General features: G+C 69.9%; 20 protein-coding genes. 4 read left to right on the forward strand and 16 right to left on the reverse strand.

Going from position 1 to position 25,752, the window contains the following annotated elements; translation table 11 throughout:
* Window positions 1-53: 53 nt before the first annotated feature.
* The 3 genes from ACO1BR_RS13700 to ACO1BR_RS13710 all read right to left on the reverse strand — a co-directional run bounded on the left by ACO1BR_RS13700 (window position 54) and on the right by ACO1BR_RS13710 (window position 3,839).
* Window positions 54-1,070 carry an FKBP-type peptidyl-prolyl cis-trans isomerase gene (locus ACO1BR_RS13700; protein ID WP_426795332.1) on the reverse strand — a complete coding sequence of 339 codons (1,017 nt, stop codon included), beginning with the start codon at window positions 1,068-1,070 and terminating at the stop codon, window positions 54-56.
* Between the two features lie 138 nt (window positions 1,071-1,208).
* Window positions 1,209-2,570 carry a Pup--protein ligase gene (gene pafA, locus ACO1BR_RS13705; RefSeq protein WP_426795333.1) on the reverse strand — a complete coding sequence of 454 codons (1,362 nt, stop codon included), beginning with the start codon at window positions 2,568-2,570 and terminating at the stop codon, window positions 1,209-1,211.
* A gap of 9 nt (window positions 2,571-2,579) precedes the next feature.
* Window positions 2,580-3,839: an MFS transporter gene (locus ACO1BR_RS13710; RefSeq protein ID WP_426795334.1), complete on the reverse strand. Its 1,260-nt coding sequence runs from the start codon at window positions 3,837-3,839 to the stop codon at window positions 2,580-2,582.
* Window positions 3,840-3,961: 122 nt separating this feature from the next.
* Here ACO1BR_RS13710 and ACO1BR_RS13715 point away from each other — a divergent pair, with 122 nt between their 5' ends.
* A complete protein-coding gene (locus tag ACO1BR_RS13715) occupies window positions 3,962-5,086 on the forward strand; it encodes a LacI family DNA-binding transcriptional regulator (RefSeq protein WP_426795335.1) in 1,125 nt (374 codons plus the stop codon).
* A 58-nt stretch (window positions 5,087-5,144) separates the two neighbouring features.
* Here the strand turns inward: ACO1BR_RS13715 and prcA are convergent, their stop codons facing one another.
* The 6 genes from prcA to arc form a co-directional block, all read right to left on the reverse strand.
* Window positions 5,145-6,047 (reverse strand): proteasome subunit alpha, encoded by a 903-nt coding sequence (prcA, locus tag ACO1BR_RS13720; RefSeq protein WP_426795336.1) that lies wholly within the window; start codon window positions 6,045-6,047, stop codon window positions 5,145-5,147.
* Window positions 6,048-6,116: 69 nt separating this feature from the next.
* Window positions 6,117-6,962 carry a proteasome subunit beta gene (gene prcB, locus ACO1BR_RS13725; protein ID WP_426795337.1) on the reverse strand — a complete coding sequence of 282 codons (846 nt, stop codon included), beginning with the start codon at window positions 6,960-6,962 and terminating at the stop codon, window positions 6,117-6,119.
* Window positions 6,944-7,516 (reverse strand): endonuclease VII domain-containing protein, encoded by a 573-nt coding sequence (locus ACO1BR_RS13730; protein WP_426795338.1) that lies wholly within the window; start codon window positions 7,514-7,516, stop codon window positions 6,944-6,946. Before ACO1BR_RS13730 ends, prcB begins: the two co-directional genes overlap by 19 nt.
* A 12-nt stretch (window positions 7,517-7,528) precedes the next feature.
* A complete protein-coding gene (locus ACO1BR_RS13735; RefSeq protein WP_159504689.1) occupies window positions 7,529-7,747 on the reverse strand; it encodes a ubiquitin-like protein Pup in 219 nt (72 codons plus the stop codon).
* A 188-nt stretch (window positions 7,748-7,935) separates the two neighbouring features.
* On the reverse strand, window positions 7,936-9,447 hold the full coding sequence (dop, locus tag ACO1BR_RS13740; RefSeq protein WP_426795339.1) for a depupylase/deamidase Dop: 1,512 nt from the start codon (window positions 9,445-9,447) through the stop codon (window positions 7,936-7,938).
* A gap of 274 nt (window positions 9,448-9,721) precedes the next feature.
* Window positions 9,722-11,488, reverse strand: coding sequence for a proteasome ATPase (gene arc, locus ACO1BR_RS13745; protein WP_159504688.1), 1,767 nt, complete (start codon window positions 11,486-11,488; stop codon window positions 9,722-9,724).
* Between the two features lie 249 nt (window positions 11,489-11,737).
* Here arc and ACO1BR_RS13750 point away from each other — a divergent pair, with 249 nt between their 5' ends.
* Window positions 11,738-12,031 carry a ferredoxin gene (locus ACO1BR_RS13750; protein ID WP_426795340.1) on the forward strand — a complete coding sequence of 98 codons (294 nt, stop codon included), beginning with the start codon at window positions 11,738-11,740 and terminating at the stop codon, window positions 12,029-12,031.
* 90 nt (window positions 12,032-12,121) lie between these two features.
* On the opposite strand, the gene ACO1BR_RS13755 is transcribed toward ACO1BR_RS13750, so the two are convergent.
* From ACO1BR_RS13755 to ACO1BR_RS13765, 3 genes are all read right to left on the reverse strand, one after another.
* Entirely contained in the window at window positions 12,122-12,703 is a 582-nt protein-coding gene (locus ACO1BR_RS13755) for a hypothetical protein (RefSeq protein ID WP_426795341.1), read from the reverse strand.
* 195 nt (window positions 12,704-12,898) lie between these two features.
* On the reverse strand, window positions 12,899-13,858 hold the full coding sequence (locus ACO1BR_RS13760; RefSeq protein WP_426795342.1) for a tRNA (adenine-N1)-methyltransferase: 960 nt from the start codon (window positions 13,856-13,858) through the stop codon (window positions 12,899-12,901).
* A 503-nt stretch (window positions 13,859-14,361) separates the two neighbouring features.
* Complete coding sequence (locus tag ACO1BR_RS13765) at window positions 14,362-15,624, reverse strand: site-2 protease family protein (protein WP_426795343.1); 1,263 nt, start codon at window positions 15,622-15,624, stop codon at window positions 14,362-14,364.
* A gap of 222 nt (window positions 15,625-15,846) precedes the next feature.
* Between ACO1BR_RS13765 and ACO1BR_RS13770 the strand changes: the two genes are divergently transcribed.
* Both ACO1BR_RS13770 and ACO1BR_RS13775 read left to right on the forward strand, forming a co-directional pair.
* Window positions 15,847-16,863 (forward strand): RecB family exonuclease, encoded by a 1,017-nt coding sequence (locus ACO1BR_RS13770; RefSeq protein WP_426795344.1) that lies wholly within the window; start codon window positions 15,847-15,849, stop codon window positions 16,861-16,863.
* Window positions 16,864-16,888: 25 nt separating this feature from the next.
* Window positions 16,889-17,560, forward strand: a complete 672-nt coding sequence (locus tag ACO1BR_RS13775; RefSeq protein ID WP_136743828.1) for a response regulator — start codon at window positions 16,889-16,891, stop codon at window positions 17,558-17,560.
* 116 nt (window positions 17,561-17,676) lie between these two features.
* On the opposite strand, the gene ACO1BR_RS13780 is transcribed toward ACO1BR_RS13775, so the two are convergent.
* The 4 genes from ACO1BR_RS13780 to metH form a co-directional block, all read right to left on the reverse strand.
* Window positions 17,677-19,272 carry an ABC transporter substrate-binding protein gene (locus ACO1BR_RS13780; protein ID WP_426795345.1) on the reverse strand — a complete coding sequence of 532 codons (1,596 nt, stop codon included), beginning with the start codon at window positions 19,270-19,272 and terminating at the stop codon, window positions 17,677-17,679.
* Window positions 19,273-19,364: 92 nt separating this feature from the next.
* Complete coding sequence (locus ACO1BR_RS13785) at window positions 19,365-20,972, reverse strand: ABC transporter substrate-binding protein (RefSeq protein WP_426795346.1); 1,608 nt, start codon at window positions 20,970-20,972, stop codon at window positions 19,365-19,367.
* A gap of 373 nt (window positions 20,973-21,345) precedes the next feature.
* Window positions 21,346-22,047: an HAD family hydrolase gene (locus tag ACO1BR_RS13790; RefSeq protein ID WP_426795347.1), complete on the reverse strand. Its 702-nt coding sequence runs from the start codon at window positions 22,045-22,047 to the stop codon at window positions 21,346-21,348.
* Window positions 22,048-22,230: 183 nt separating this feature from the next.
* A complete protein-coding gene (gene metH, locus ACO1BR_RS13795; protein ID WP_426795348.1) occupies window positions 22,231-25,743 on the reverse strand; it encodes a methionine synthase in 3,513 nt (1,170 codons plus the stop codon).
* Window positions 25,744-25,752 lie beyond the last annotated feature (9 nt).

Raw genomic sequence — 25,752 nt, forward strand, 5'->3', positions numbered from 1 at the left:
TGCGAATCTTTTCGATTACCGGCTCAGTCTTGCAGATCTTGCGGCAGCCGCCGTCAGACCGTGCCGACGATGTCGACCACGAAGACCAGGGTGTTCTTCGCCAGCTCGTGCTGCGGACTCCCGCCGTAGCCCAGCTTCGGCGGGATCACGATCTCCACCCGGTCCCCGACGTGCTTGCCGACCAGTGCCTGGTCCCAACCCTGGACGACCTGCCCGGTGCCGATCTGGAACGCGGTCGCGCCCCCGTGGTCCCAGGACGAGTCGAACTTCTTGCCGTCCTCCCACTTCACACCGGTGTACTGGGCGATCAGCCCGTCACCGGCCTTCACCTCGGCGCCCTTGCCCTGGATCAGCACCTGCTGCTTGAGGTCGGTGGGCGCCTTCTCCCCCTCGGGGATGGTGATCGTCGCGGCCTTGGCGTCCTCGGCCTTGACCTCCGGCATCCCGTCCTCCGGCGCCGCCTGGGTGCCCTCGGCCTTCGCCTTCTTGTCCACCTTCTTCGCGCCGACCACATCGACGACCCACACCAGGCCGTCCTCCGGCTTGATGCCGGACTGCGGGTTCAGACCCTCGCCGATCAGCGCCTTCGCGGTGCCCTCGACCTCGAACCGGCTGCCGACCTTCTGCCCGGCCACCGCGGTCATGACCTTGGGCGGCAGCATCTGCTGCGTCATCTGGTCGGTGACCTCACTGACGACCTGGGTCCGCGGCGCACCGGGCTTGGCGCCCGGCTGCGGCGTCCAGCTGCTACCGAGGTCCTGGCCCTTCATCGTCTGAGCGACGAAGTCCAGCCGGACCGTGTCCCCCTTGTTGACGACCGCGCCCTTGCCTTCGACGAGGGTCTTGGTGACAGCCTTGTCGGCGGGCTTGGCGCCCTTGGGCACGGTGATGGTGGGCTTCTTGCCCGCGGTGCCCGTCACCTTGACCACGGCCTCGCCGGAGGTCTTGCCGTCGTCGGACCCGCAGGCGGCGGTGAAGAGCAGAACGGGCACGGCCAGCGCGGCGGCAGCGGCGCGGCGGGTGTGCTTGGTGAACGGGCGGGGGAAGCGTCCCCCGGGAGAATTCAGCATCTGTCCAACTCGGGCTCGTGGGGTAGATGGGCAATGCCCGCCACTCTACGACCTGCACCCGTGGCGGTTTCCCGGCACAACACACGCAATGCGCCGGGAGCATTCCGCTCCCGGCGCACCGCCTCGTGTTCCCGCCGCTCACATGCCGGCGATCAGCTTCTCCACCCGGTCGTCGACGGAACGGAACGGGTCCTTGCACAGGACCGTGCGCTGTGCCTGGTCATTGAGCTTCAGATGCACCCAGTCGACGGTGAAATCACGGCGCTGCTCCTGCGCCCGGCGAATGAAGTCACCGCGCAGCCGCGCACGCGTGGTCTGCGGCGGCACCGACTTACCCTCGAAGATCTTCAAGTCGTTGCAGATCCGCTCCGCTTGCCCCTTCCGCTCCAGGAGGTAGTAAAGCCCCCGGCGGCGGTGGATGTCGTGATACGCGAGGTCTATCTGCGCCACGCGCGGATGGGACATGGTGATGTTGTTCTTCGTGCGGTAGCGCTCGATGAGCTGATGCTTCATCACCCAGTCGATCTCGGTGGAGATACGGTCCAGCTGCTCGTCCCGGATCGCCTCCAGCGTCCGGCCCCACAGCTCCAGGACCCGCTCGACGGTGCCCGTCCGGATTCCCCGGCGGTCGCAGAAGTCGACGGCCTTCTCGTAGTACTCCTGCTGGACCTCCAGCGCCGACGCCTCGCGCCCGCTCGCCAGCCGCACCTTGCGCTGGCCGGTGATGTCGTGACTGACCTCGCGGATCGCCCGGATCGGGTTCTCCAGCGTCAGATCGCGCATGACGGTGCCCGCCTCGATCATGCGCAGGACGAGGTCGGTGGCGCCGACCTTCAGCATCATCGTCGTCTCGGACATGTTCGAGTCGCCGACGATGACGTGCAGCCGGCGGTAGCGCTCGGCGTCCGCGTGCGGCTCGTCGCGGGTGTTGATGATTGGCCGGGAGCGGGTGGTCGCCGAGGAGACGCCCTCCCAGATGTGTTCCGCGCGCTGGCTGACGCAGTACACGGCGCCGCGCGGCGTCTGCAGCACCTTGCCCGCGCCGCACAGCAGCTGCCGGGTGACCAGGAACGGGATGAGGATGTCCGCGAGCCGGGAGAACTCGCCGTGCCGGGCGACGAGATAGTTCTCGTGGCAGCCGTAGGAGTTTCCCGCCGAATCGGTGTTGTTCTTGAAGAGGTAGACGTCGCCCGCGATTCCCTCCTCGTGCAGGCGGCGTTCGGCGTCGACGAGCAGACCTTCGAGAATGCGCTCACCGGCCTTGTCGTGGGTGACCAGCTCGGTCACGTTGTCGCACTCGGGAGTTGCGTATTCCGGATGCGAACCCACGTCCAAGTACAGGCGGGCGCCGTTCCGCAGGAAGACATTGCTGCTGCGGCCCCATGACACGACACGGCGGAAGAGGTACCGCGCCACCTCGTCAGGAGACAGTCGGCGCTGTCCCCTGAACGTGCACGTGACGCCGTACTCGTTCTCCAGCCCGAAAATGCGGCGGTCCATGACTGAACATTACGCCTGATGGCCTGCTCTGAAACCGGGTTCGACAGCCCCGTTTCGATCATTTTCCGCCGGGCGGTCACCCGCTGTACGCTGCACCGGATCACCCAGAAATCGCTTCGTCGACAAAAGGACGAGCAGCGCGGCGATCCCGCCGGCCCCGGCGACCGCGAACCCGCCCGCCGAACCGCCGGCCTCCACCACCGGGCCCACCACCGAGGCGCCCACGGCCGAACCGACCCCGAACGTGGTCACCAGCCAGGAAAACGCCTCCGTCACCGTCCCCTTGGGCGCATGCCGGTCCACCACCACGAACGCGCAGGCCAGCGCGGGTGCCAGAAACACCCCGGCCACTCCCGTCAGCGCCGTCATCCCGGCCACGCCCGGCACCAGCGCCAGCGGCAGATACCCCAGCGCCAGCAGCGCGATGAGCAGTCGCAGCCGCCCCTCCGGTCGCCCGGGCCACTCCCGGGCGCCGTAGACGACGCCGCCGGCCAACGCGCCGGCGCCGAGCGCGGAGAGCAGATAGCTGGAGATCATCCCGCCGCCGTGCTCGTCGGCGTACGCCACCGCCGCCACCCCGATCGACCCCAGCGCCAGCCCGACGAAGAAGAACGCGCCGATCAGCACCAGCATCCCGGACGAGCGCAGCGCCCCCAGCCAGTGCGCCTCGCGCGGCCCGCTGCGCCACTCCCGGGAGGGCCTGGAGACCACGACGGACAGCGCGCCGAGCACCCCGAGCGCGTTGATGACCAGCAGCGCCGCGCCGGCCGACCAAGCCGCCACGCACAGCGTGACCAGCAACGGCCCCACGGCGAACATGACTTCCTGCGCCACCGCGTCCAGCGCGTACGCGGCGTGCACCCGGTCCGCGCGCTGGAGCACCCCCGGCCACAGCGCCCGCAGCCCGCCCTCCAGGGGCGGGGTGAAGAACCCGCCGATCACCACGGCGGCGTAGGCGAGCCACAGCGGATCCACCCCGACGGCCGCGAGCAGCGCCATCCCGAGCGCGGAGAGCACCGAGGCGGGCAGCATCACCCGCGGCTGCCCGTAGACGTCCACCGCCCGCCCGAGGAGCGGCTGGCCGATGGCGTTGCAGAGGCCGTAGACCGCGGATAGCGCTCCGGCCAGTGCGTAGCTGCCGCCCTGGGCGCGGACGAAGAGGATCACCGCCAGGGGCGCGGTGGCGTTCGGCAGCCGGCCGAGCAGGGTCCCCGCCAGCAGCCGGGCCGCATGCCGGGTTCTGAGCAAATCCGCGTATCCGGCGGCCATGCCTGCCCCTCTCCGCCCGGACCGGCCCGGACGTGTTACGTATAACTTCCGGCGTCATACGTACCATGGCGGCAATCCGCGGGTCCACCCCGCAGCGGACACACGCAAGGAGTGACACCCCGGTGACCAGCAACGAGGCCGCGCCGCCTCCCGGTGCGAGCACCGGCTCCACTGGAGCGGCTGACGCCGCGCCCCCTCGTAGCCCGGCCGCCGCCGGCCGCGTCACCAGCCGCGACGTCGCCCGTGCCGCCGGCGTCTCGCAGGCCGCCGTCTCCCTCGTCCTCGGCGACAAGTGGCGCGGCCGGGTCTCCCCGGGCAAGGCCGACGCCGTCCGCGCCGCCGCCCGCGAGCTGGGCTACCGCCCCAACCTCGCCGCCCGGAGCCTGCGCATGGGCCGCACCCGCACGGCGCTGCTGGTCGTCCCCGCCCTGACCACCGAGTTCTTCGCCCGGGTCTACACCGGCGCCGCCCGGGTCGCCGCCGACCACGACTTCGGCGTGGTCCTCTACCCCTCCCCCGAGGGCATCGGCCCCGCCCGCGACCCCTTCGACTCCGCCGCCGCCACCCTCGACGGCGTTATCGCCTCCTCCATGGCCGCCGACGCCCTCACCCCGCTACGCGCCGCCGGCCTCCCCCTCGTGATGCTCGACAGCGACCCCGCCGACCCCCGCGCCACCGCCACCGTCAACCTCGACATCGCCGACGGCGTACGGCAGTTGGCCCGCCACCTCACCGGCCTCGGGCACCGCCGTATCGCCCATCTCGCGGCCGATGTCGACTCCTGGACCTTCGCCGTCCGCGCCCGGACCCTCGCCGACACCCTGGCCGGCGTCCCCGGCGCCGTACTGCACCGGCAGCCGGCCGCCCTCGGCGTCACCGCCGGACTCCACGCCGCGCACACCGCGCTGACCGCCCCCGGCCCCCGCCCCACCGCGCTGCTGTGCGACGACGACATCATCGCCGCCGGCGCCTGCAAGGCCGTCCGCCGCCTCGGTCTGCGCATCCCTGAGGACATCTCGGTCACCGGCTTCGACGACCTGGCCCTGGCCGTCGCCGTGGAACCGGAGCTGACGACCGTACGGCTCCCCGCGGAGGAGTTCGGCGAGGCCGGTATGCGCGCCCTGATGGCCGTGTTGGACGGCGCCCCCGCCGGCGCCCCGACGCTCCCCGTCACGCTCGTCCCGCGCGGTTCCACCGCCCCACCGCCCGAGCGCGCCCCGCACAACAGCGCGCGCCCCGGCGGGTGATGACCCACCAGGGCGCGCGATCCGGGCACGGGGGCCCGTCGGTGATCCTCCGGAATCCTCAGTCCGCGGACCCGGACTCCTCCTCGCTCCCGTCCGCGGCGCCCGCACCGGAGTCGCCCTTGGCGCCGGCTCCGCCCTCGGCGGCCTTGCCGTTGGCGCCCTTCCCCTTGGCGCCCTTGCCGGCCGCGCCGGACGCGCCACCGGCACCCGAGGACTCACCCGCGTCCCCCTCGGCGTCGGCCTTCTCCGCCCCCGAGGCACCGGGCTCGTCCAGCAGCCGGGACAGCTGGCGGCCCAGGATCCGCTTGAACTTCCGCTGCTGCGGGCGCGTACGGTCCAGGGTGGCGACCTCAAGGTGCTCGGAGGTCAGCGTCCGCTCGCCGCCGTTGGTGTCCCGCGACAGCGAGTCCACCGCCAGCCGCAGCGCCTCCCCCAGCGTCATCCCGTCGCGGTGCCGCTGGTCGAGATAGCTGCTGATCTGGTCGGCGTTGCCGCCCACCGCGACCGAGCCGTGCTCGTCCACGATCGAGCCGTCGTGCGGCAGCCGGTAGATCTGGTCGTCCTCGGGGGCGTTGCCCACCTCGGCCACGATCAGCTCGACCTCATAGGGCTTCTCGGCCGCGCTGGAGAAGATCGAGCCGAGCGTCTGGGCGTAGACGTTCGCCAGACCGCGCGCGGTCACATCCTCCCGGTCGTAGGTGTAGCCGCGCAGATCGGCGTAGCGCACCCCGCCGATCCGCAGGCTCTCGAACTCGTTGTACTTGCCGACCGCCGCGAAGGCGATGCGGTCGTAGATCTCGCTGACCTTGTGCAGGGCGCGGGAGGGATTCTCGGCGACGAAGACCACGCCGTCGGTGTACTGCAGCACCACGACGCTGCGGCCGCGCGCGATGCCCTTGCGGGCGTACTCGGCACGGTCGGCCATGGCCTGCTGGGGTGAGACATAGAACGGCGTCGACACCGGCTATCCGTCCCTTCCTGTCAAAAGCTCTCTCGGTGGCTGGGGGCGCATGGCGGAACATCCGTCCCGTCAGAGCAGCGCGGCGCGCGGGCCGTCGGGCTGGTCGAGGCGGCGCTCGTGAACGGCACGGGCGATCTCCGAGACCTCGGCCTCGGTGAGCTTCTTGAAGCCCTCTTCCGTGATCACCGTGACGATCGGGTAGATCCGCCGCGCCATGTCCGGCCCGCCGGTCGCCGAGTCGTCGTCGGCGGCGTCGTACAGCGCCTGGACGACTGCGGTGGCGGCCTGATGCTCCGTGAAGTCCTCGCGGAAGAGCTTCTTCAGCGCACTGCGCGCGAAGACCGAGCCGGAGCCCGTCGCCGCGAAGCCGTGTTCCTCCGAGCGCCCGCCGGTGACGTCGTACGAGAAGATACGGCCCTTCTCGCGGTCGACGTCGTAGCCGGCGAACAGCGGCACCACGGCGAGGCCCTGCATGGCCATCCCGAGGTTGCTCCGAATCATCGTCGAGAGACGGTTCGCCTTGCCCTCCAAGGAGAGTTGGGTCCCCTCGACCTTCTCGAAGTGCTCCAGTTCCAGCTGGAACAGCTTGACCATCTCCACCGCGAGCCCGGCCGTGCCCGCGATGCCGACCGCCGAGTACTCGTCGGCCGGGAAGACCTTCTCGATGTCGCGCTGCGCGATCACATTGCCCATCGTCGCCCGACGGTCACCGGCGAGCACCACACCGCCGGGGAAGGACGTCGCCACGATGGTCGTGCCGTGCGGCGCCTCGATGGCGCCCTGCACCTGTGGCAACGAGCGGCCGCCGGGCAGCAGCTCGGGCGAGTGCGCACCGAGAAAGTCCATGAACGAGGAGGATCCGGGCGTCAGGAAGGCAGCTGGCAGACGCCCTGTGCTCAGAGGGTTGGCTTCCACGAGTTTCCTTCCAGGTATGCGATGGCTCGTCGTATGACGTCGGGATCGTCGCCCAACTTGCCGAGTGCCGAGTTGCAGTTGAAGCAGAGGATGCCTCGGACCTTACCCGTCTTGTGGCAGTGATCCACATGCCCGGGGTCGGGCTTGAGGCAGATCAGGCATAACCCCTTCTGCTGCGCGATCATCGCTTCCCGCTCGGCCACTGTGATGCCGTACTGACGCTTGAGATGCCCCTCGCGCCCCTCGACGGCCCGGCACGCCTTGCAGCGAGTCGACAAGCCGTCGGAAGCCCGCCCGTTCCGATCCCATTCGTGGTGCGGCTTGACTTCACCGCACTTGCGGCAACGCTTGTGTCCTTCTGGAACCGGCGGTCCGCCCTTCAGCGCTCGTCGTTCTGCACGTTTGCGTTTGTCCCAGTCTTTTGTGTATTGCCGAGCACATGGCTTGCAGTAGTCCCGAAGGCCATTCGACCTCCCCATATGCCGTCCGAATGCTGCGCACGGCCGCTCCGTCCGGCACCGTGCGCAGCGCTTCGGACCCCCCAATTCCGGCATGCCCGCTTTGTCCTACTCTCCACCCTTTTGCACGAAACTTCGAACGAAATCCTCGGCGTTCTCCTCGAGGACATCGTCGATTTCGTCCAGCACCGAATCCACGTCGTCCGACAATTTCTCCTGGCGTTCCTTGAGGTCGCCCGACGCCTGCGCGTCCTGCTGCTGCTCCTCGACCTCTTCGGTGGAACGGGTGGCCTTCTGCTGTCCGCCGCCGCTGTCCTTGGTCGCCATATCCCTCACCCCGCTCGGTTCGCCCCGCTCGATGTGACCTTCAAGATCCGACCCTACAAGCAGGGTCCGACATCGGCCCTGCACTTGCTGCAACGCCCGGGAGTCACCTCGATGATTCCCGCGCCGCGGCCTTTTCAGCCGCGGATCAGCTGCCGATCATGGCGAATTTGCCATGAACCTGCCGTTCGTCAGCGGCCGGACAACGTCCTGACCAGCTCTTCCGCCGTCCGGCACCGGTCCAGCAGTTCCTTGACGTGCTTACGGGTCCCGCGCAGCGGCTCCAGCGTGGGCACCCGTTGCAGGGAGTCACGGCCGGGCAGATCGAAAATGACCGAATCCCACGAGGCGGCGGCGACATCGTCCGCGTACTGCTCCAGGCACCTGCCGCGGAAGTAGGCCCTGGTGTCCTCCGGAGGCTTCAGCTCGGCCCGCTCGACCGCGGACTCGTCCAGCAGCCGCTTCATCTTGCCGCGGGCCGCCAGACGGTTGTACAGGCCCTTCTCCGGGCGCACGTCGGCGTACTGGAGGTCGATGAGGTGCAGCCGGGCGGCGTCCCAGTCCAGGCCGTCCCGGCGCCGGTAGCCCTCCATGAGCTCGCGCTTGGCGACCCAGTCCAGCTCGCCGGACAGGCTCATCGGGTCGTTCTCCAGCCGCCCGAGCACGTCCTCCCACCGGGTCAGGACGTCCTTGGTCTGCTCGTCCGCATCCGCTCCGTAGCGGTCCTCCACGTATTTGCGGGCCAGCTCGTAGTACTCCATCTGGAGCTGTACGGCGGTGAGCGTACGGCCGCTGCGGAGCGTGATCAGGTGCTGGAGCGTGGGGTCGTGCGAGACGTGGTGCAGCGTGCGTACGGGCTGCTCGACGGCGAGATCGACGGCGATGAAGCCGTCCTCGATCATGGACAGCACCAGCGAGGTGGTGCCCAGCTTCAGGTACGTCGAGATCTCGGAGAGGTTCGCGTCGCCGATGATCACATGCAGCCGGCGGTACTTCTCCGCGTCGGCGTGCGGTTCGTCGCGGGTGTTGATGATGGGCCGCTTGAGGGTCGTCTCCAGGCCCACCTCCACCTCGAAGTAGTCGGCGCGCTGGCTGATCTGGAAGCCGTGCTCGTGGCCGTCCTGGCCGATGCCGACCCGGCCGGCGCCGGTGACGACCTGCCGGGAGACGAAGAACGGCGTCAGGTGGCGCACGATGTCCGAGAAGGGGGTCTCCCGCTTCATCAGGTAGTTCTCGTGCGTCCCGTAGGAGGCGCCCTTGTTGTCGGTGTTGTTCTTGTAGAGGTGGATCGGCTGGGCGCCGGGGACCTGGGCGGCCCGCTCGGCGGCCTCGGCCATGATCCGCTCGCCGGCCTTGTCCCAGAGGACCGCGTCGCGCGGATTGGTGACCTCGGGGGCGCTGTACTCGGGGTGGGCGTGGTCGACGTAGAGCCGGGCACCGTTGGTGAGGATGACGTTGGCCAGGCCGATGTCCTCGTCGGTGAGCTGGCTGGAGTCGGCGGCCTCACGGGCGAGGTCGAAGCCGCGGGCGTCCCGCAGCGGGTTCTCCTCCTCGAAGTCCCAGCGGGCACGGCGTGCCCGGTGCATCGCTGCCGCGTAGGCGTTGACGACCTGGGACGAGGTGAGCATGGCATTGGCATTCGGGTGGCCGGGGACGGAGATCCCGTACTCCGTCTCGATCCCCATTACTCGCCGTACGGTCATGCGGCCCTCCTTGCCCGGCGGCGCCCCCGGGTGGGGTCGGCGCTCAAGTACCGCTGCGCTTCCGGTCCGTGTGCGTGCCCCGCGTCAGCACAGCGTGACGCAGCGGTACCGAAGAGCCTAGAACGCCTTTGCGGCGCTGGGGAGATCATTACAGTCATTGCTCCAGTCCGGTTTTCCCTGGTTCATCGCTGCCCTCGGGGGCGGTCCGCTCGCCCCCGCAAAAGCATCCGGCTGCGGACGCCCCGTGCAGGACATCCGCAGCCGGAGAGCGGTGTTACAGGTATTGGCCGGTATTGGCCACCGTGTCGATGGAGCGACCGGTGTCCGCGCCCTGCTTTCCGGTGACGAGGGTGCGGATGTACACGATCCGCTCGCCCTTCTTTCCGGAGATCCGGGCCCAGTCGTCCGGGTTGGTGGTGTTGGGCAGGTCCTCGTTCTCCTTGAACTCGTCCACACACGCCTGGAGGAGGTGGGAGACCCGCAGACCCTTCTGGTTGTGCTCGAGGAAAGCCTTGATGGCCATCTTCTTCGCACGTCCGACGATGTTTTCGATCATCGCGCCGGAGTTGAAGTCCTTGAAGTAAAGGACTTCCTTGTCACCATTGGCATAGGTGACCTCCAGGAAACGGTTTTCCTCGGATTCCGCGTACATCTGCTCGACGACCGACTGAATCATCCCGCTGACCGCGGCCTTGCGCGAATCGCCGTGCTCGGCGAGATCGTCGGCGTGCAGCGGGAGGTTTTCCGTGAGGTACTTCGAGAAGATGTCCTTGGCGGCCTCCGCGTCCGGACGCTCGATCTTGATTTTCACGTCGAGGCGGCCGGGGCGCAGGATCGCCGGGTCGATCATGTCCTCGCGGTTCGAGGCACCGATCACGATGACGTTCTCCAGGCCCTCCACGCCGTCGATCTCGGAGAGCAGCTGGGGGACGATGGTGTTCTCCACGTCCGAGCTGACGCCGGATCCCCGGGTGCGGAAGAGGGAGTCCATCTCGTCGAAGAAGACGATGACGGGCGTGCCCTCGCTCGCCTTCTCCCTGGCGCGCTGGAAGACCAGGCGGATGTGCCGCTCGGTCTCGCCGACGTACTTGTTGAGCAGCTCGGGGCCCTTGATGTTCAGGAAGAAGCTCTTCCCGGCCGGCTGCCCGGTGACTTCGGCGACCTTCTTGGCAAGGGAGTTGGCGACCGCCTTGGCGATGAGCGTCTTGCCGCAGCCGGGCGGGCCGTAGAGCAAGACACCCTTGGGCGGGCGGAGTTCGTGTTCCTTGAAGAGGTCGGGGTAGAGGTAGGGGAGCTCGACCGCGTCCCGGATCTGCTCGATCTGGCCGCCCAGACCGCCGATCTTGGTGTAGTCGATGTCCGGAACCTCTTCGAGGACCAGTTCCTCGACCTCGCTCTTGGGGATGACCTCGTAGACATAGCCGGAGCGGGTTTCGAGCAGCAGGGCGTCGCCGGGCCGGATGGTGGTGTCCAGCAGCGGCTCGGCGAGCCGCACCACCCGCTCCTCGTCGGTGTGCCCGATGACCAGCGCGCGCTCGCCGTCCTCAAGGATCTCCTTGAGGGTGACGATGTCGCCGGCGCTCTCGAACTCCATGGCCTCGACCACGTTGAGCGCTTCGTTGAGCATCACCTCTTGGCCGCGCCGGAGGTCGTCGATCTCAACGCTGGGGCTGACGTTCACCCGGAGCTTTCGGCCCCCGGTGAAAATGTCGACCGTGCCGTCCTCGTTCGCCTGCAGGAAGACACCGAAGCCGGCCGGCGGCTGTGCGAGCCGGTCGACCTCCTCCTTGAGCGCGACGATCTGGTCGCGGGCCTCGCGGAGCGTATTGGCGAGCCGCTCGTTCTGAGCGGAAACGCCGGCCAGGTTGGTCTGCAGCTCGACGATCCGCTCTTCGAGAATCCTCGTGTGCCGCGGAGAGTCGGCGAGCTTGCGTCGCAGGACGGCGATCTCCTGCTCAAGATAGGCAACCTGGCCGGCTGGATCTTCAGACCCGCGCCCCGGCCGGATGCCGCGGTTGATGTCGTCGTCGTGGGCTGCCACGGTCCTCACCTCCTCCAAGGAGCTGGACGCTTCCTGACCCTACCTGGGCCGGTGCAGGTTGAAACCCCTAGATCGAAAAGACTGTCGGGGTGTGTCCGATCTTCACCCTTGCGCACGTCCTCACGCCAAGGGAATACCCACCCAACAACATCGGAAAGCGAGCGGTTGTATCGTCGAGTCGGTCAACACCCGTCAGGGCTGGCGCCACTTAGGCAAAAACGGTTCACGTACGCAGGAACGGCAGGCGAGATGACCGCGCAGGACGAAGCACCGGAGCTGGAAGTCTGGATCGACCAGGACCTGTGCACCGGGGACGGCATCTGTGCGCAGTACGCGCCGGAGGTCTTCGAGCTGGACATCGACGGCCTGGCCTATGTCAAGAGCTCGGACGACGAGCTGCTGCAGGAGAAGGGGGCCGTAACGCCCGTCCCCCTGCCGCTGCTCAACGACGTGCGGGACTCCGCCAACGAGTGCCCCGGCGACTGCATCCACGTGCGCCGCATCGCCGACCGGGTCGAGGTCTACGGGCCGGACGCCGACTGAACAGCACGGATCACGCGGTGTGGACGCCGCACGGACACGGCGTAGTCGAGGCGCGGGAAGCCGCCGGACGCGAGCACGTCGCGTGACGAATCAGACACCCTCGGTGGTGCCGCCGGCGGGGAGTTCGCTCTGGACGAACTTCCCGCCCCGCCATTGCCACTTGACGCTCTTGTGGACGTCGGGGCAGCAGCGCGGCACATCGAGCGTGGAGTAACCCAGGAGCGCCGTGGAGACCTCCCGGCCCTGGATGCCGATGTCCTGGACCGTGAGCCGCTGGGCGGGCGCCAGGAGGGTCGCGACGATGCGCGGTGCGGCCTTGGGGTCGGAGGGCTGCGCGAGGACGTAGACGCCGCTGGGCGGGGTCCCGGTCTCGCTGTGGCAGCGGACCACGGCGACGGTCTCCGTACCGCCGGTGCCGTCGAGGTCGCCGGAGACCTTGTCGGTCACGTCGAGGCGGTTGGGTCCGCAGTTGACGGGGAACGCCACCCTGCCCGGGTCGGGGGCCGCCGCGGACCGGGCGGACCGGGGGGTGGCGACCGCCGTGGCCGTGGCGTCGGGCGGCTGGATGAGGGACGAGACCGCGATGACCGCCGAGATGGCGGTCGCGGTGGCGAGCCAGTGCATGGAGTGAGGCTGGGTGTGCAACAGGTCCTGGCCTGCCAAGGGCTGCACGTGGGGTAACTCCTGTGAGGTGCTGTGGCGGTGGGAGTGCCCAGCATCGTTCCACAGGAGGGGTCGGCAAGGAACCGGCGGGGGCGGAGTTTTCCGTGCAGATGCCGAGGTGGAAACGAAACGGCGCCGCCGGCGGTTCCCGGTGGGGGGAACTCGTCGGCGGCGCCTGGTGGTTCGGCGGCCGGAGCGGGAGCGTCAGCCGCGCTCGGCGGAGCCGTCCGGGCGGGCATTCGCCGCCGCCGCGTCGGGCTTCCCGGGGGCGCTCTTCTCCCGCCCGCCCGGCCCGGTGTAGTCCTCCCCGTAAGCGCCCTTGGCCGGCCGGCGGCGGCGCAGCGGGGGCTCGACGCCGTCGGCGAGACGGCGCGCGGTGAGCAGGAAGCCGGTGTGGCCGATCATGCGGTGGTCGGGGCGGACGGCGAGGCCCTCGACGTGCCAGGTGCGGACCATGGTCTCCCAGGCCGACGGCTCGTTGAAGGTGCCGTGTTCGCGGATCGCCTCGACCGTGCGGGCCAGCTGCGTGGTGGTCGCCACGTAGGCGCAGAGGATGCCGCCGGGCACCAGGGCCTTGGAGACGGCCTCCAGGCACTCCCAGGGGGCGAGCATGTCCAGGATGACGCGGTCGACGTCGGTGTCGGAGAGGTTGTCCTGGAGGTCGCCGACGGTGAGCGTCCAGGCGGGGTGCGGGCCGCCGAAGTAGCGCTCCACGTTCTGGGTGGCGATCTCGGCGAAGTCGGCGCGGCGCTCGTAGGAGTGCAGCATGCCGTCGTCGCCGATGGCGCGCAGCAGGAAGCTGCTGAGGGAGCCGGATCCCACCCCCGCCTCGACGACGCGAGCGCCGGGGAAGATGTCGGCCATCGCCAGGATCTGCCCCGCGTCCTTGGGGTAGACCACGGCGGCGCCGCGGGGCATGGACAGGACGTAGTCGGGGAGCAGGGGGCGCAGCGCGAGGTAGGCGACGTTCCCGGTGGTACGGACAACACTGCCCTCGGGAGCACCGATCAGCTCGTCGTGGGGGAAGGCTCCCTTGTGGGTGTGGAAGCTCTTGCCCTCTTCGAGCGTGAAGGTGTAGTGGCGTCCCTTGGGATCGGTGAGCTGGACCTGGTCCCCGACCTTGAAGGGCCCGCGACGGCGGGCGGCACCGGTCGGTTCGGACATGTGACCAGCCTACCGGCCACTCGGCATGCCCCGTACCAGGGCAGCCGCGGGCGGGGGTACCGGCGCCGCGGGGCCGACCGTACTCCGGGCGGGCGGCGGCAGGGACGGGCGGCGGCTTGGCCCGGCGGCAGGGCCCGCCGTTGCCGGTGGGGGTGCGCGCTATCGGGGCGGTCGAACGCCGCCGTCCCCCCGGATGGGGGCTACCCAGGGGTGCACGGCCACAACCGCGGGCTGCTGGACGGGCCGAGGCGGGGTGGGGTGGGGTGGGGTGCGCTCGGAGTGGGCCGGTGGGAGAGCGGGCGGGGCGGGCCCGTCAGGGACGGCGGGGCGCGGCCGGTACCGGCCGGTCGGATCGCCCGGGACGCACGGACGGGGCCGGTCGGGACGGAGGCCGGGCGTGGACCGTGCAGCCTCCGAACGGGCCGGAGCGGGCGGGGCGGCCTCAGGACGGGCGTGCGGGCACCGGGCGGCCTCGGGAACGGCCGGGCGCGGACCGGTTGGTCTCAGGACGGGCGGGCCATGGCGGCGACGAAGGCGCGTTCCACGTCGGCGGTGGAGAGGACGCCGTAGATCTCGCCCGTCTCCTCGACGACCAGGTACTCGGTGGCGGGGGTGGCGCGGAGGTACTCCAGGAGGTCCTCGCCGGCCAGCTCGGCGCCGACGCGCATCCCGTCCCGGAGGTCCTGGGCGAGGGTGCCCACGGGGACCCAGGGGCGGCGGTGGTGGGGGATGCCGACGATGGCGGCCTCGCGGACGAGGGCGGTGGGGGTGCCCTGGCGGTCGACGACGACCAGGGCGCGGGCGCCGGCGTCGTTGGCGCGGCGCAGTGCCTCGGAGAGCGGGGTGTCGGTCTCGACGGGGATGGCGCGCCGGGTGAGCGTACGGGCCGTGAGGTCGGGGAGGCGTTCGCGCAGCCGGGCCATGCGGAGGCTGTTGCCGGCGCCGGTCCAGATGATGGCGGCGAGGATCGCGGCGAGCAGGGCGTCGGTGAGCGAGTCGGCGCCGCCGATCTCCTCGGGGGCGCGGCCGAGGGCGCCGGTGTGGGTGAGCAGCGGCAGGCCGATGAGGACGGTGACGGCGAGCGCGCGGCCGACCCAGGCGGCGGCGATGGTGCCGCTCATGGGCTTGCCGGTGACCTTCCAGACGACGGCGCGCAGCATCCGGCCGCCGTCCAGGGGGAGGCCGGGGAGCAGGTTGAAGATCGCGACGATGAGGTTGGAGATCATCAGGCCGGCGAGCAGGACGCCGGGGACGGTGCCCGGTTCGACCATCTGCATGCCCACGTAGAAGACGCCGGCGAGGACGAGGGAGAGCAGCGGCCCGACGAAGGCGAGGACGAACTCCCGGCCGGGGGTCTCGGTCTCCTTCTCGATCTCGGAGACGCCGCCGAAGAACTGGAGCTGGATGCGGCGTACCGGGAGCCTGAAGCGGAGTGCGGCGACGGTGTGCGCGAGTTCGTGGACGAGCACCGAGGCGTAGAAGGCGACCGCGAAGAAGAGGGAGACCAGGTAGCGGGCGGCGCCGAGTTCGGGCAGCACGCGGTCCAGTTGGCCGCCGAAGACCCAGGTGATCAGGGCGGCCACCAGGAACCAGCTGGGCGCGACGTAGACGGGCACGCCGAAGGGGCGGCCCATGAGGATGCCGCCGCCGGCGCCCCGCTGCCTGCCCGGCACCGGTTCCTTGGTGCCGTCGGTGTGCTCGGGCTGCTGGGGCGGCTGGGCTTGCGCGGACTCCTCGGGGTCCTGCGGCTTCCCGCTCTCGTCCACGGCATCCCCTCGTCGAATACGGCATTGGCGCCTGCTCTGCGTGATAACTCGATCATGCAGGGCAAAGGTGCCCGACGTCGATGGTATGCGGAGCTTCCCACCGTGATCCGACGCGGGTGCCGGGGCCGTCGCCCGGTCCGCGGCGGGCGGTTCGCGGGCCGGGGCGCTCACCGTTCGTGACCCGTCCGCGATTGTCAGTGGCGGGCCGTAGGGTTTTGTGGCATGGGATGGAGCACGGAAGAGACCGAGGCGGCCACGGAGGGCGGCGGGCGTGTGTCCGGTGCGGCGCAGGAGGCGGCCGGGGTGCCGGCGCAGGGCGGGGCGCAGCCGCCGGTGGCGTTGTCGCCGTCGCGGGCCGGCGATTTCATGCAGTGCCCGCTGCTCTACCGCTTCCGCGTGATCGACAAGCTGCCGGAGAAGCCCAGCGCGGCGGCGACCCGGGGCACGGTCGTGCACGCGGTGCTGGAGCGGCTCTTCGACGCCCCGGCGGCGGAGCGTACTGCGGACGGGGCGCGCGCGATGGTGCCCGGCGAGTGGGAGAGGCTGCTGGCGAAGCGCCCGGAGCTGACCGAGCTGTTCGCGGACGACGCGGACGGGACGCGGCTGGGGCGGTGGCTGGCGGAGGCCGAGGCGCTGGTGGAGCGGTGGTTCTCGCTGGAGGACCCGACACGGCTGGAGCCGGCCGACCGCGAGCTGTATGTGGAGACGGTGCTGGATTCGGGGCTGCGGCTGCGGGGGTTCATCGACCGGGTCGACGTGGCGCCGACGGGCGAGGTGCGGCTGGTCGACTACAAGACGGGCAAGGCGCCGCGACCGCAGTTCGCCGAGGGCGCGCTGTTCCAGATGAAGTTCTACGCGCTGGTGGTGTGGCGGCTGCGCGGGGTGCTGCCGCGGCGGCTCCAGTTGGTGTATCTGGGCAGCGGTGAGGTGGTGACGTACGACCCGGGCGAGGCCGATCTGCGGGCCGTGGAGCGGAAGTTGCTGGCGCTGTGGGAGGCGATCCGGCTGGCGACGGAGACCGGGGACTGGCGGCCGCGGCCGACGAAGCTGTGCGGCTGGTGCGACCACCAGGCGCACTGCCCGGAGTTCGGCGGCACTCCCCCGGTATATCCGTTGCCGGTGCGGGTGGCTGAATCGGCCGGGGGTCCGGGGGTTGCCCCCGGAGAGACGCAGCCGTTGCCGGTGCGCCCGGCGGAGGGCGACGGCGGACCGCAGGGCAGAATGGAGCGGATCGAGTAGATCGAGCCCTGTCGAAGGAGAGCTTGTGGCTATCCGCGTCCTGCTGGTCGACGACCAGCCCCTGCTGCGTACGGGTTTCCGGATGATTCTGGAGGCGGAGCAGGATCTGGCTGTCGTCGGTGAGGCGGGCGACGGTCTCCAGGCGCTGGACCAGGTCCGGGCGCTCCAGCCCGATGTGGTGCTGATGGACATCCGGATGCCGCGGATGGACGGTGTCGAGGCGACCCGGCAGATCACCGGTCCGGCGAAGGACGGCCCGGCGAAGGTGCTGGTGCTGACGACGTTCGATCTGGACGAGTACGTCGTCGAGGCGCTGCGGGCCGGGGCGAGCGGCTTTCTGCTGAAGGACGCGCCGGCCAACGAGCTGGTGCAGGCGATCCGGGTGGTGGCGGCCGGCGAGGCGATGCTCGCGCCGAGCATCACCCGCCGGTTGCTGGACAAGTACGCCGGTCATCTGCCGTCGGGTGAGGAGCCGGTGCCGGACACCCTCCACACACTCACGGAGCGCGAGGTGGAGGTGCTGAAGCTGGTGGCACGCGGGCTGTCGAACGCGGAGATCGCGGCGGACCTGTTCGTCAGCGAGACGACGGTGAAGACGCATGTGGGCCATGTGCTGACGAAGCTGGGGCTGCGGGACCGGGTGCAGGCCGCGGTGTACGCGTACGAGAGCGGGCTGGTGCGGCCGGGCGCGCAGTAAGGCCCCCGAAGGCCCGCGGGCGGCCTCAGGGGCGCCGAGCAGGCTCAGGGGCGTCAAGCAGGCGGGGCTGGTCCGGGGAAGTTCCCGGACCGGCCCCGGTGTCGTCTGCGGCGCGGTCAGCCCGCGGCGGACTTGCTGATCTCCCAGAAGCGGAAGACCGTCGACGAGTCGAGCGTCCACTCCAGACCGGAGACCCCCTGGCGGGCCACCGCGTACTGCTTGCCCTGCCAGATCGGGATGACCGGCAGGTCCCTGGCGACGATGTCCTGGAGCTCGCGGAAGGCCGCCTTGGTGGCGCCGCGGTTGGGCTGGTCGGCCGTCTGGGGCAGCAGCTGGCCCGCGATGACCGGCGAGTTGTAGTGGTTGTCCAGCACGTTGTCCTTGCCGAAGAACGGCTGGGTGAAGTTGTCCGGGTCCGGGTAGTCCGGGATCCAGCCCTTCACGTAGGCGCCGAAGCGGCCGGACTCCGTGCCCTGCTCGTATTCCTGGGTGGGGACGCTGCGCACCTGGGCGTTGAACAGCTTGCTGGCGTTGAGCTGTTGGGCGATTTCCCGGACGGCGGGGACGGTGCCGGGGCCGTACCGGTCGGGGGTGGCCCACAGGGTGAGCTGCACCTTGCCCTGGATGCCGGCGTCGCGGAGTGCCGCGGCGGCCTTGTCGGGCTGCGGGCGGTCGCCGTAGGCGTCGAAGAACGGGGTGGTGTGGCCGGTGATGCCGGCCGGGACGACCGAGTAGAGCGGTTCGGCGGTGCGCTGGTAGACGTCCCGTACGAGGGTGGGGCGATCGAGCAGGTAGGCGATGGCCTTGCGGACGCCGAGCTTGCCGGCGACCGGGTCGCCGAGGTTGAAGACCAGGTGCATGACCTCGGCGCTGCCGCCCTCCACGACCTGGGTGCCGTGCTGCCGTTGCAGGGAGGAGTGGTCGAGTAAGGCGATGTCCTTCATGGCGAGACCGCGGTAGGCGACGTCGACGCCGCCGCTCTGTACGGCCTTCTTGAGCTGGTCGGTGCCGCCGAAGAACTTCACGGTCATGCCGGCGTTCTTGACCTTGGCGGGGCCCTTGTAGGACGGGTTGACGGAGAACTTGGCCTGCTGGGACCCGTAGGAGTCGAGGGTGTAGACACCGGAGCCGGTGGCCTTGCCGTCGGTGCGCAGCCGGTCGGCGGGGTAGACGGTGTGGTCGACGATGGAGCCGGCGCCCGAGGCGATCTTCATCGGGAAGGTGGCGTCGGGCGACTTGAGGCGGAAGACGACGGTTCTGGCGTCCGGGGCGTCGATCCCGTCGAGGGCGGAGAACATCACGGCGGGGCCGTTCTTGTCCTTGATGCGCCGGGTGCGGTCGAAGGAGAACTTGACGTCCTGTGAGGTGAGCTTGTCGCCGTTGCTGAAGGCCAGGCCGTCCTTGAGGGTGCAGCGGTAGACCCTGCTGGCGGTGTCGGTGAAGCCGCAGCTCTCGGCGGCCTCCGGCTCCGGGGTCGTACTGCCCTTGGGGAAGCTCAGCAACGACTGGAAGACGTTGTTGAACAGCAGCCAGGAGCCGGGGTCGTAGCCGGCCGCCGGGTCCGTGGCGACGACCTTGTCCGTCATTCCCATGACCACGGGCTCCCCGTGGCCGGCCGCCGGTGAGTTGTCCGTGCCGCACCCGGCGACCGCGAGCAGAGCTGTCGCCAGCCCCGCTCGGATCGGGGCGGCCAGCCACTGGTCACGCTTCACTCGGTGGTTCCTCACGTTCTGGTGGTGCCGGTCGGGCCGCGGCGGGGGTGCCGCGGCGGCAGGTGGATGCGAGGTGAGGGTACGGCCCGCGGTCAGCTGGAGACGCCGCGGCCCAGCTCCCAGATCTGCAGCGCCGAGGAGGAGTTGAGGGCCCATTCGACGCCGGTGACGTTATCGCGCGCCGCAACATACTGCTTGCCCTGCCACAGCGGGAGGATCGGGATGTCGTCGGCGACGATGTCCTGCGCCTCCTTGAAGCCGGCCGCGGCGGCGTTGCGGTCGGTCTGCTGCCGGGTGGCCGGAATCAGATCCGACTCGATCTTGTCGTTGTGGTAGGGCAGGTTGAGGAAGTTCCCCTTGCCGATGAAGGGCGCGATGTAGTTGTCCGCGTCGGGGATGTCGGCGAACCACCCCATGCCGTACGCCGCGTACTTGCCGTTCGACTCGTCGGTGCGGAACTGCTGCCACTTGTCGATGCCCTGGATGCTGACGTCGAAGAGCTTGGTGCTGTTGAGCTGCTTCTGCAGCGCCTGGAACTCCTTGGCCGTGCTGGAGCCGTAGTGGTTCTTGGTGTACGTCAGGGTGAACTTCACCGGGGTGGTGATGTTCGCCTGCGACAGGGTCTGGCGGGCCGCGGCGACATCGGGGTTGCCGTACTTGGTGAAGAAGGAGTTGATGTGGCCGGTGAGGCCGGTGGGCACGAGCGAGTAGAGCGGGTCGCCGGTGTACGCGTAGACGTCGCGCACGAGCTGGGAGCGGTTGACGACCTGTGCCATCGCCTGCCGTACGGCCTTGTTGGAGACCGACGGGTCCTTGGTGTTGAAGGCGATGTAGCGGATCTCCTGGCCGGGCATCTCCTGGAGCATGATGTGCTTGTCCCGGGAGTTCTGCAGGCCCTTGACCTGGTCGGGCGACAGGCCGCGGTTCACCAGGTCGACGTCGCCCTTCTGCAGCGCCGCCTCCATGGCCGTGGAGTCGTCGAAGAACCGCATCTCGACCTTGTCGCTCTTCACCGTCAGCCCGCCCTTGTAGTCGGGGTTCTTGGTGAAGGTGGCCTTGGTGAGGTGGTCGCCGGAGCGCTCGGTCTTGACGGTGTACGGGCCGGAGCCGACCACGTCCCAGCCCTTGTAGAGGCTGTCGTTCGGGTAGACCTGGCTGTCGACGATCGCGGCGGCCGGGGTGGCGAGCTTCTGCGGGAAGGTGGCGTCCGGCTTGGTGAGGTGGAAGACCACCTCGCGGTCGCTCGGCGTCTCGACCCGGTCGATGTCGTTGAGCAGCGACACCGGGCCGTTGGTGTAGTTGATGGTCCGCAGGCGGTCGATGGAGAACTTCACGTCCCGCGACGTGAGCGCATGTCCGTTCGAAAACTTCAGGCCGGTGCGGAGGGTGCATCGGTACTGCTCGTTCTGGGTGTCGCGGAAGCCGCACGACTCGGCGGCCTCCGGCACCGGAGCGGTGCCGGTCCGGGGCTGCCGCATCAGCGTCTGGAGGGTGCTGCGCAACACGTTCCACGCGTCGACGTCGTACGCCTGCGCCGGGTCCAGGGGCGCCGGCGCGTCCTTGGTGGCCTCGATCTGCGAGGCGACGCCGACGACGATCGGCGAGCCGCCCGAGCCCGCGCCGTCCGAGCTTCCGCACGCAGCGAGAGCCGGGGCGAGGAGTCCGGCCAGCGCCGGCAGCACCAAGGTCTTGCGATTCATCGTCGGCAGGTTCCTTATCAGCGCAGAGGTGTTGCTCGCGTCGAGATTAGTAGGCACCGCCAGCCGGTCATCGACGCAATGGAGTTGCAGCGATATGGCGGTGGGATAACGGCGGTGCGGCGATCGATATCCGGACGGGGGAACGTTTCACGCGTTGCTCCACCAATCCGGACACTTACCCCCGTAGAAGCCTCCGGCGAGGCCCTCTGGATCACTCGTCGGGCCCGCTGTCGACGGCCCGGAACGTGAGAAACGTCACGCCTTCAATGAGCCCGCGGACCACAGGAATTCCACAGGTGTATTCGTCACGGAAAATGAGCGCACCACTGCCCTGAGTTCCGCGGCATTCCCCGGGACACGCTCAGTGAACGGCTCAGCGGCTTTCCGTGATGAGTGCCCTCAGAAAAGGGAGATCGACTTCTTCGAGCGAGTCCACGACGGTACGGCCGGGGGCGGGCGGGATGGCGGCCACGGACGGCACCGCGACCACCCGGCAGCCCGCCGCCTCCCCCGCCGTCACCCCGGTCAGGGTGTCCTCGACGACGGCGCACCGGGTCGGGTCCACGCCCAGCCGCGCGGCGGCCGTCAGATACGGGTCCGGGTGCGGCTTCGTACGCTCCAGGTCGTCGCCCGCGAGCGTCAGACGGAAGTTCTCCGGGCCGAGGGAGTGCAGCATCCGCTCGATGACGCTGCGGTGCGCGGCGGAGACCAGGGCGGTGGGGACCTCGTGGGCGGCCAGCTCGGCCAGCAGTCTGCGGGCGCCCGGCATCAGCGGGACACCGCGGCCGATCCGGGCCGTGAACGCCGCGTTGAGCAGCGCGCTCAGCTCCGCCAGGCCGATGTCGGCGCCGGTTTCCCGGAGCAGGTAGCCGGCACTGCGGGTCATCGGCCCGCCCACGACGACCTCGCGGTGGGTGTCGTCGAGGGTGTGGCCGAGCTCGGCGAAGACCTCCGACTCCGCCTCCCACCAGAACCCCTCGGTGTCGACGAGGGTGCCGTCCAGATCGAGGAATACGGCCTGGAGGGTCGCGGCTTCGGCTGTGCGGGTGCCGACTGCGGGGATGCTGCTGGTCATCCATCCACCTCCGTTGGGACGTCCCCGGAGGGACGAAAGGGCCGGCCGCCTCCCCGGGCTGGGGAAACGACCGGCCGCTGCCGGACCGACCAGTGTACGACCGCGCGCGGTGAAACGCGTGGCGAGCGCGGGTCTCCGTGGGGAGGGCGGTCCCGGTGGGGAGGGCGGTCCGGCTACCGTCGGTTACCGCGCGTTGAAGTACTTCGCCTCGGGGTGGTGGATGACGATGGCGTCGGTGGACTGCTCGGGGTGGAGCTGGAACTCCTCGGAGAGCTGGACGCCGATCCGCTCCGGCTGGAGGAGGTCGGCGATCTTGGCGCGGTCCTCCAGGTCGGGGCAGGCGCCGTAGCCGAGGGAGAAGCGCGCGCCGCGGTACTTCAGCGCGAACATGTCCTCGACGTCGGCCGGGTCCTCGCCGGCGAAGCCCAGTTCGCCGCGGACCCGGGCGTGCCAGTACTCGGCCAGCGCCTCGGCCAACTGGACGGACAGGCCGTGCAGTTCGAGGTAGTCGCGGTAGGAGTTGGACGCGAACAGCTCGGCGGTGGCGGCGCCGATCTTCGAGCCGACGGTCACGACCTGGAGGCCGACCACGTCCGTCTCACCGGACTCCTCGGGGCGGAAGAAGTCGGCCAGGCACAGCCGGCGGCCACGGCGCTGGCGCGGGAAGGTGAAGCGGGTGCGCTCGGTGCCGTCCTCGTGGAGCAGGACGAGGTCGTCGCCCTTGGAGTAGCAGGGGAAGTAGCCGTGGACCACGGCGGCTTCCAGCAGGTTCTCGGTCTGCAGCTTGTCCAGCCAGCCGCGCAGGTGGGGCCGGCCCTCGGTCTCCACCAGCTCCTCGTAGGTGGGGCCCTCGCCGGTGCGGGCCTGCTTGAGGCCCCACTGGCCCTTGAACAGGGCGCCCTCGTCCAGCCAGGAGGCGTACTCCTTGAGCTGGATGCCCTTGATGACGCGGGTGCCCCAGAACGGCGGGGTGGGGACGGGGTTGTCGGTGGCCACGTCGGAGCGGACCGCGCCCTGCTCCGGCTCGGGCTCGGCCACCTCCACCGCCGCCTTCCTGGGCACCCGGCGCTGCTTGAGTTCGGGGAGGGTGGCGCCGGGGACGCCGCGCTTGACGGCGATCAGCGCGTCCATCAGGCGCAGGCCCTCGAACGCGTCGCGGGCGTAGCGGACTTCACCCTCGTAGATCTCGTGCAGGTCCTGCTCGACGTACGCGCGGGTGAGGGCCGCGCCGCCGAGGATGACGGGGAAGTCGGCGGCCATCTTGCGCTGGTTGAGCTCCTGAAGGTTCTCCTTCATGATCACCGTGGACTTGACCAGCAGGCCGGACATGCCGATGACGTCGGCGCGGTGCTCCTCGGCGGCTTCCAGGATCGCCGAGACGGGCTGCTTGATGCCGAGGTTGACGACGTTGTAGCCGTTGTTGGACAGGATGATGTCGACCAGGTTCTTGCCGATGTCGTGGACGTCGCCGCGGACGGTGGCCAGGACGATGGTGCCCTTCCCCTCGTCGTCGGACTTGTCCATGTGCGGCTCCAGGTAGGCCACCGCGCTCTTCATGACCTCGGCGGACTGGAGGACGAACGGCAGCTGCATCTGGCCGGAACCGAACAGGTCGCCGACCACCTTCATCCCGTCCAGGAGGGTGTCGTTGACGATGTCGAGGGCCGGGCGGTCCTTCAGGGCCGCGTCCAGGTCGTCCTCCAGGCCGTTCTTCTCGCCGTCGATGATGCGCCGCTTGAGCCGCTCCTCCAGCGGGAGCGCCGCCAGCTCCTCGGCCTTGCCCGCCTTCAGGGACTTCGCCGTGGCGCCCTCGAAGAGCTGCATCAGCTTCTGGAGCGGGTCGTAGCCGTCGGCGCGCCGGTCGTGGATCAGGTCCCGCGCCACCGTGACCTGCTCCTCTTCGAAGCGGGCGATCGGCAGGATCTTGGAGGCGTGCACGATCGCGGAGTCCAGACCGGCCTTGACGCACTCGTCGAGGAACACCGAGTTCAGCACGATGCGGGCGGCCGGGTTGAGGCCGAAGGAGATGTTCGACAGGCCCAGGGTCGTCTGCACCTCGGGGTGGCGGCGCTTGAGTTCGCGGATCGCCTCGATGGTGGCGATGCCGTCCTTGCGAGACTCCTCCTGGCCGGTGCAGATGGTGAAGGTCAGGCAGTCGATGAGGATGTCCGGCTCCCGCACCCCCCAGTTGCCGGTCAGGTCGGCGATCAGCCGCTCGGCGATCTCCACCTTCTTCTCGACGGTGCGGGCCTGGCCCTCCTCGTCGATGGTCAGCGCGATCAGCGCCGCGCCGTGCTCGGCGGCCAGCGCGGTGACCTTGGCGAAGCGGGACTCGGAGCCGTCACCGTCCTCGTAGTTGACGGAGTTGATCACCGCCCGGCCGCCCAGCTTCTCCAGGCCGGCGCGCAGCACGTCGAGTTCGGTGGAGTCCAGCACGATGGGCAGGGTGGAGGCGGTGGCGAACCGGCCGGCCAGCTCCTCCATGTCCGCCACGCCGTCCCGGCCCACGTAGTCGACGCACAGGTCGAGCATGTGGGCGCCCTCGCGGATCTGGTCGCGGGCCATCTCCACGCAGTCGTCCCAGCGGCCCTCCAGCATCGCCTCGCGGAACTTCTTCGATCCGTTGGCGTTGGTCCGCTCACCGATGGCCAGGTACGCGGTGTCCTGGCGGAACGGGACGGTCTGGTAGAGGGAGGCGGCGCCGGGCTCGGGGCGCGGTTCGCGCGCGGGCGGCGTCAGGCCGCGGACCCGCTCGACGACCTGCCGCAGATGCTCCGGCGTCGTACCGCAGCAGCCGCCGACCAGGGAGAGGCCGTACTCGCCGACGAAGGTCTCCTGGGCGTCGGCCAGCTCGGTGGCGGACAGCGGGTAGTGCGCACCGTCCTTGCCCAGCACCGGCAGGCCCGCGTTCGGCATACAGGACAGCGGGATGCGGGAGTGCCGGGCCAGGTAGCGCAGGTGCTCGCTCATCTCGGCAGGGCCCGTGGCGCAGTTCAGGCCGATCATGTCGATGCCCAGCGGCTCCAGGGCGCACAGCGCCGCGCCGATCTCCGAGCCGAGCAGCATCGTGCCGGTGGTCTCCACCGTCACGGAGCAGATGACGGGCAGGTCGGTGCCGGTCGCCTTCAGGGCGCGGCGGGCGCCGAGCACGGCGGCCTTCGTCTGCAGCAGGTCCTGGGTGGTCTCCACCAGCAGGGCGTCCGCACCGCCGGCGATCATGCCCTCGGCGTTCTGCTGGTAGGCGTCGCGCAGGGTGAGGTACGGGGCGTGGCCGAGGGTGGGCAGCTTGGTGCCGGGGCCCATGGAGCCCAGGACGTAGCGCTGCTGGCCGGTGGCGGCGGTGAACTCGTCGGCGACCTCGCGGGCGATCCGGGCGCCGGACTCGGACAGCTCGAAGACCCGCCCGGGGATGTCGTACTCGGCCAGCGCGGCGTGGTTCGCGCCGAAGGTGTTGGTCTCCACGCAGTCGACACCGACGGCGAAGTACTCCTCGTGGACCGAGCGCACGATGTCGGGGCGGGTGACGTTGAGGATCTCGTTGCAGCCCTCCAGCTGCTGGAAGTCCTCCAGGGTCGGATCCTGCGCCTGCAGCATCGTGCCCATGGCCCCATCGGCGACCACCACGCGCGAGGCGAGGGCTTCGCGGAGTGAGGTCACGCGGGACGGGCTGGTGGACGATGGCGTCTTCGAGGCCATGGAGATGCT

The organism is Streptomyces sp. YGL11-2 (assembly GCF_050054615.1).
Lineage (GTDB): Bacteria > Actinomycetota > Actinomycetes > Streptomycetales > Streptomycetaceae > Streptomyces.